The sequence below is a fragment of the Dolichospermum sp. LEGE 00246 genome, from assembly GCF_015207865.1.
Lineage (GTDB): Bacteria > Cyanobacteriota > Cyanobacteriia > Cyanobacteriales > Nostocaceae > Dolichospermum > Dolichospermum heterosporum.
This window is the reverse complement of record NZ_JADEWA010000373.1, coordinates 1-5472: the sequence shown is the minus strand read 5'-3', so window position 1 is coordinate 5472 and position 5472 is coordinate 1. Positions and strand designations below refer to the sequence as shown.

The window sequence follows — 5472 nt, the reverse complement described above, 5'->3', positions numbered from 1 at the left end:
CTTCCCCTACTTCCCTACTTCCCCTACTTCCCCTACTTCCCCTACTTCCCCTACTTCCCCTACTTCCCCTGTTCCCTTCTAAAATTGATTGACAGAAAATCAGAAAAAAAGATATAATCAGGATTTGTTAAAACTTAGATCATAAAGCAGCTTCACGCGCTGTAACTCATGCCAACAATACAGCAGCTAATACGTAGTGAACGCGAACTAGCGCGTCAGAAAACCAAGTCCCCTGCTCTGAAGCAATGCCCGCAACGTCGAGGCGTTTGCACCAGAGTATACACGACTACACCTAAAAAGCCTAACTCAGCACTCCGTAAGGTAGCCAGGGTAAGACTTACCTCTGGATTTGAAGTAACAGCTTACATCCCAGGTATCGGTCATAACTTACAAGAACACTCCGTAGTTATGATTCGTGGTGGTCGGGTCAAAGACTTGCCCGGAGTTAGATACCACATTATTCGTGGCACATTAGATACAGCCGGAGTTAAAGACCGAAAACAAGGTCGTTCCAAATATGGAACTAAGCTCCCAAAAGCAGGTAAAAAATAGGTAAGTGGCGGTTAATCGCGTCAAATACGGTTAATCGTCCTACCTGCCAACTGCATGAAAACCAGCAGTAACGAATTTTTTTTAAGAAAATCAAACTGGATCTGGCATAAAAACAAGTTGTATGAGTTTGGAGAGGATAATCTTGTAAACGATAACAGCACTTTAATCTAAATTTTAACTAAATTTTAAAGTTGATTAAGTTGTCGTCTTCTGTGCCTGGTAGCAGATAATAAGTGAATTAATTCAGCCTTCTCTCAACTGATAGCGATAGCATGGCGCAAGCCAGAAAGGAAAATGCAGGAAAAATCAGCGGCTAATTAAACCGCTTTTAGTTTCCTGTGTTCTGATAGCATATAATTTCGTGGTCAAATTCCGTATTCAAGGATGAAGTATGTCTCGTCGTGGTGTTAGTCAAAGGCGCGCAGTCCCGCCTGACTCAGTGTATAATAGTCGCCTGATCAGCATGATGATGCGACGGATAATGCGTCATGGCAAAAAATCAATTGCCGCAAGAATAGTTTATGACGCTTTGAAAACTATTGAAGAACGCACTGGTGGAAGTCCATTAGAAACTTTTGAAAAAGCAGTGCGTAACGCTACACCATTAGTAGAAGTAAAAGCTCGCCGAGTAGGTGGAGCAACTTACCAAGTACCAATGGAAGTACGTACAGATCGTGGTACTACCCTAGCGTTGCGGTGGTTGGTACAGTATTCTCGCCAACGTCCAGGAAGAACTATGGCTGGGAGACTAGCTAATGAGTTAATGGATGCTGCAAATGAAACTGGTAGTGCTATTCGTAAGCGCGAAGAAACACATCGGATGGCGGAAGCAAACAAAGCGTTTGCACATTATCGTTACTAACTAGAAAAACGATATATCGTCTTCTCGTGTGCGGTATATCGTAGAATTTATAGCTAATGCCCAAAAAGGCAACTGCCTAGCTAGGCTAACAAAAAAAGACGGTTTTCCGTAAAAGTATAGAATCTTAACAAAGAGTAATATACGAGATATCATGAGGCGAAAACGTTAGGAGGTAATTGTGGCACGCACGAACCCGCTAGAGAAAGTACGCAATATCGGCATTGCGGCGCATATAGATGCGGGCAAAACAACGACAACAGAGAGAATATTATTTTACTCTGGGATCATTCATAAAATCGGCGAAGTTCACGAAGGAACTGCTGTTACAGACTGGATGGAACAAGAACGGGAGCGGGGAATTACCATCACTGCTGCTGCCATTAGTACCAGTTGGAATGATCATCAAATTAACATTATTGATACTCCCGGTCACGTGGACTTCACAATTGAAGTTGAACGTTCCATGCGAGTATTAGATGGTGTAATCGCTGTATTTTGTTCCGTAGGTGGTGTCCAACCACAATCAGAAACAGTATGGCGACAAGCAGACCGCTATAAAGTCCCTCGCATTGCCTTTATTAATAAGATGGATCGCACCGGTGCGAACTTCTATAAAGTGCATGACCAAATGGTTGATCGCTTGCGAGCTAATGCCATTGCTATTCAACTGCCTATCGGTAGTGAAACTGAATTTAAAGGGATTATAGACTTGGTGAAAATGTGTGCATATATGTACACAAACGATCAAGGAACTGATATCCAAACCATAGAAATTCCCGCCGAACTAGCCGAAAAAGCAGCTCAATACCGCACCAAGTTGGTAGAAGCAGTATCAGAAACTGATGACACGCTGATGAATAAGTACTTCGAGGGCGAAGAACTGACAGAAGCAGAAATCTGTGCTGCCCTCCGCAAAGGAACAATTGCTGGGACAATCGTACCAGTGCTTTGCGGTTCAGCCTTTAAGAACAAAGGCGTGCAATTGATGTTGGATGCGGTGATAGATTACCTACCATCACCGCTGGAAGTTCCACCAATTCAAGGCACACTGCTCAACGGTGATCCCGTTGAACGTCATGCTGATGATAACGAACCATTATCAGCTTTGGCATTTAAGATTATGGCTGATCCTTATGGTCGCCTCACCTTCGTTCGTGTTTATTCTGGTGTGCTGAAGAAAGGTAGTTACGTTCTGAACGTCAGCAAGAATAAAAAAGAACGAATTTCTCGGTTAGTGCTAATGAAAGCAGATGACCGACAAGACGTGGATGAACTACGGGCAGGTGATTTAGGTGCTGCATTGGGATTGAAAGACACCTTGACAGGTGATACCCTTTGTGATGAAAATTCACCAGTAATTCTGGAATCCCTATTTATTCCTGAGCCTGTGATCTCGGTGGCGGTTGAACCCAAAACCAAGAACGACATGGACAAGCTTTCCAAAGCTCTACAATCCTTGAGTGAAGAAGATCCCACCTTCCGTGTGCGTGTTGATCCAGAAACCAACCAAACCGTAATTGCGGGCATGGGAGAATTGCACCTGGAAATTCTTGTAGATCGGATGTTACGAGAATTTAAAGTAGAAGCAAACGTTGGTGCGCCCCAAGTGGCTTACCGCGAAACCATCCGCAAAGCCGTTGAAAAGGTTGACGGTAAATTTATCCGCCAGAGTGGTGGTAAGGGTCAGTACGGTCACGTAGTGATCAATTTAGAACCAGGTGAGCCAGGGACAGGTTTTGTATTTGTTTCTAAAATTGTCGGTGGGATTGTACCTAAAGAGTACATAGGACCGGCTGAACAGGGAATGAAAGAATGTTGTGAATCTGGTATTTTAGCTGGATATCCACTCATTGATCTCAAAGCCACATTAATACATGGTTCTTACCATGATGTAGACTCTTCAGAAATGGCTTTCAAAATTGCTGGTTCTATGGCAATCAAGGAAGCGGCTACAAAAGCCTCTCCTGTGATCTTAGAGCCGATCATGAAAGTTGAAGTTGAAGTACCTGAAGACTACATCGGTAACGTGATTGGTGATTTAATCTCCCGCCGGGGACAGATTGAAAGCCAAAGCACTGAACAGGGACTGGCAAAAGTGGTATCGAAAGTTCCATTGGCAACCATGTTTGGTTATGCCACTGATATCCGGTCGAAAACCCAAGGTCGAGGTATCTTTACGATGGAGTTTAGTACCTATGAAGAGGTGCCTCGCAGCGTGGCTGAAGGCATCATTTCAAAAAGTAAAGGGAACGCTTAACTAAAAAAGGAAACGATTATTCATGGCACGCCCAAAGTTTGAAAGAAATAAACCTCACGTTAATATCGGTACTGTTGGTCACGTTGACCACGGCAAAACTACTTTAACAGCAGCCATTACAATGACATTGGCGGCTATGGGTAACGCTGTGGCTAAAGGCTATGACCAAATTGATAATGCACCTGAAGAAAAGGCACGGGGTATTACAATCAATACTGCCCACGTTGAGTATGAAACCGAAAGCCGCCACTATGCTCACGTAGATTGTCCTGGACACGCTGACTATGTAAAAAACATGATCACTGGCGCGGCGCAAATGGATGGAGGTATCCTCGTAGTTGCAGCCACAGATGGTCCTATGCCCCAAACCCGTGAACACATCCTCTTGGCAAAACAAGTGGGTGTTCCTAGTCTGGTAGTCTTCTTGAACAAGGAAGATATGATGGATGACGAGGAATTGCTGGAATTGGTAGAAATGGAATTACGGGAACTGCTCACTGACTATGATTTTGATGGTGACAATATTCCCATTATTAAAGGTTCAGGTCTACAAGCTCTCCAAGCAATGACCGCTAATCCTAAAACTCAGCGCGGTGAAAACCCTTGGGTAGACAAAATCTATGAGTTGATGGATGCTGTAGATGCTTACATTCCCACACCTGAGCGGGCTATAGATAAGCCCTTCTTGATGGCGGTAGAAGATGTCTTCACCATCACCGGTCGTGGGACTGTGGCTACTGGACGGATCGAACGCGGTAAAGTTAAGGTTGGCGATACTGTTGAGCTAATTGGCATCAGAGATACCAAGACTACGGCGGTCACTGGGATCGAAATGTTTAAGAAGAGTCTTGATGAAGGTATGGCTGGCGACAACGCCGGTGTACTACTGCGTGGTCTCAAGAAAGAAGACATTGAGCGCGGTATGGTCATTGCCAAACCCGGTACAATTAAACCTCACACTCAGTTTGAAGGCGAAGTTTACGTTTTAACTGAGAAAGAAGGTGGTCGGAAAACACCATTTTTTGCTGGTTATCGTCCTCAGTTCTATGTGCGGACAACTGATGTAACTGGTACAATCAAAGCCTTTACATCTGATGAAGGTGCAGATGTGGAAATGGTAATGCCTGGCGATCGCATCAAAGTAACAGTAGAATTGATCAACCCAATCGCTATTGAAGAAGGTATGCGTTTCGCTATTCGTGAAGGTGGACGGACTATCGGTGCTGGCGTTGTCGCTAAAATCTTGAAATAACACTCGCGTTTTTGCTCTCATTTAAAAGGAGTAGAGATGAATCCTAGAATCTCTGCTCCTTTCTATTCCCATAAACAATTTTAAATTTTGGATTGGGGATGAAATTTAGCATCTAAAAATCTAAAATCTAAAGTCTAAAATTTACCGAACCTGGAAAACTAAACATGGCAACTCTACAGCAGCAGAAGATTAGAATTCGCTTAAAGGCATTTGATCGACGTTTATTAGATACATCTTGCGAGAAGATTGTAGACACAGCTAACCGTACCAACGCCACAGCTATTGGACCGATTCCTTTACCCACAAAACGCAAGATATATTGCGTACTGCGATCGCCTCACGTAGATAAAGATTCCCGCGAACACTTTGAAACCCGCACCCATCGCCGGATTATTGACATTTACCAGCCTTCTTCTAAAACTATTGATGCACTCATGAAGCTAGATTTACCTTCTGGTGTAGATATTGAAGTCAAATTGTAAGTTTGTCATTAGTCAATAAATAAGATCCCCGACTTTTTAGAAAAGTCGGGGATCTCTTGTTTTCTTA

Annotated in this window: 5 protein-coding genes; all 5 read left to right on the top strand. The window is 43.6% G+C overall.

From position 1 onward, the window contains the following. The first annotated feature begins 168 nt into the window (after window positions 1–168). Window positions 169–552: a 30S ribosomal protein S12 gene (gene rpsL / locus IQ228_RS20055; RefSeq protein WP_015078104.1), complete on the top strand. Its 384-nt coding sequence runs from the start codon at window positions 169–171 to the stop codon at window positions 550–552. A gap of 391 nt (window positions 553–943) precedes the next feature. Next, the gene (rpsG, locus tag IQ228_RS20050) at window positions 944–1414 is read left to right on the top strand and encodes a 30S ribosomal protein S7 (protein WP_027402058.1); all 471 of its coding nucleotides are present in this window, start codon (window positions 944–946) and stop codon (window positions 1412–1414) included. A gap of 178 nt (window positions 1415–1592) precedes the next feature. Continuing rightward, window positions 1593–3671: an elongation factor G gene (gene fusA / locus IQ228_RS20045; RefSeq protein WP_027402057.1), complete on the top strand. Its 2079-nt coding sequence runs from the start codon at window positions 1593–1595 to the stop codon at window positions 3669–3671. Window positions 3672–3693: 22 nt separating this feature from the next. Then, window positions 3694–4923: an elongation factor Tu gene (gene tuf, locus IQ228_RS20040; protein WP_027402056.1), complete on the top strand. Its 1230-nt coding sequence runs from the start codon at window positions 3694–3696 to the stop codon at window positions 4921–4923. A gap of 164 nt (window positions 4924–5087) precedes the next feature. Further along, window positions 5088–5405: a 30S ribosomal protein S10 gene (gene rpsJ / locus IQ228_RS20035; RefSeq protein WP_015113498.1), complete on the top strand. Its 318-nt coding sequence runs from the start codon at window positions 5088–5090 to the stop codon at window positions 5403–5405. Window positions 5406–5472 lie beyond the last annotated feature (67 nt).